The organism is Arsenophonus sp. ENCA, from assembly GCF_002287155.1.
Taxonomy (GTDB): Bacteria; Pseudomonadota; Gammaproteobacteria; order Enterobacterales; family Enterobacteriaceae; genus Arsenophonus; species Arsenophonus nilaparvatae.
In genome coordinates, this window is sequence record NZ_NHNG01000405.1 from 1 (window position 1) to 1,175 (window position 1,175).

A 1,175-nucleotide genomic window follows, 5' to 3' on the forward strand; every position below is an offset into this window, starting at 1 on the left:
TTGCCCAGAAAGGACGGGATACTTTGACTATTGGGTACGTTTCAATCACGTTTTCCAACATATCAATTACACGGTTGACTTCGTATAACCCCTGCTCGCTATCTTCGTCGTCGGGTTCACAAAGTTTCACCGGAAAACGCCCACAAGCTGGGTTTTTGCCAATTGCACAGAAAGCGAAAGCCATTTCACGCCCAAAAACCCAATTTGCAACCAGACGGTAAAATTCCGCCTGTATGTGATAACCAAACTTATCAACGGATTTACAAAAATCATGAACATCATCAGTCGTTTTCACATCGAGCATAAACGGCTTATCGGCATAGATTCCCAACAAATCAGGCCGGATTTTCAATAACGTTCCATTTTCCGTGCGATAGAAAATTGAAAGCTCTGGCTCGCCGTTTTCCAGCAAATCTTCCACCATTGGATATGCCAGTGCGGAATCACGCATCATTTCAACCTGTTCAAACTCCGCTTTTTTGAGGGAAATTTTATTGCTGGCAATTGCCTGCGCTTCAAATTCTGCCCATTCCTGTTTACCGTCTTTGGTTCGCAAATTCAGTTCAGGCGAACAAGTGTACTGTTCAGCGAAGCGCTCCGGCTCGAGAATAGCGGTGTGTACAGCCGTACCTATTAAAAACGCGCCGTGTCTAGTCTCTTTGTAGGGGGCGCCCTTTTCCCAATCTAGCACAGCTATTGTCTAAACTAGTTGCTGAATAGAGACTTGCATTTTTTGTCACGCTATTGAGAATAAAAAGAGGTTTAACTTAGAGAATAAAGGTTTGAAATGATCAACAAAGAGCGGCTGTTACGAGATAATCGTTTATGTAAAGCAATCATTGGATTATCAGTCGAAGAATTGAAAAATTTAGCCGCTGAATTTTCAGCTTGTTATTTGATTTATCGGAAAAAGAATCGAAAAGATCACGAGCGGCAGATGGGTGCAGGGCAGAAAGGATTTATCCCAACCCCACTAGATAAACTGCTTTTTATTTTATTATATTTAAAATGTTATCCGACCTATGATTTGCAAGGACTTCTTTTTGGTTTAGATAGAACCCGGGTATGTCGCTGGGTAAAAATATTATTGCCGGTTTTAGAGATGACCTTGGGGCGAGAATGTGTTTTGCCCGCTCGTCAAATTCGCTCTGCTGAGGAATTTTTTCGCGCCTTTC

General features: G+C 42.3%; 2 protein-coding genes. One reads left to right on the forward strand and one right to left on the reverse strand.

Features of this window, described 5'->3' with window-relative positions; genetic code table 11:
- A partial coding sequence (locus tag CBG25_RS10615) for a PD-(D/E)XK nuclease-like domain-containing protein (RefSeq protein WP_290606548.1) occupies nt 1-691 on the reverse strand: 691 nt, incomplete at its 3' end.
- Between the two features lie 96 nt (nt 692-787).
- On the opposite strand from CBG25_RS10615, the gene CBG25_RS10620 reads away from it, so the two are divergent.
- Nucleotides 788-1,175: transposase family protein (locus CBG25_RS10620; RefSeq protein ID WP_290606550.1), on the forward strand; the 388-nt coding region annotated here is incomplete at its 3' end.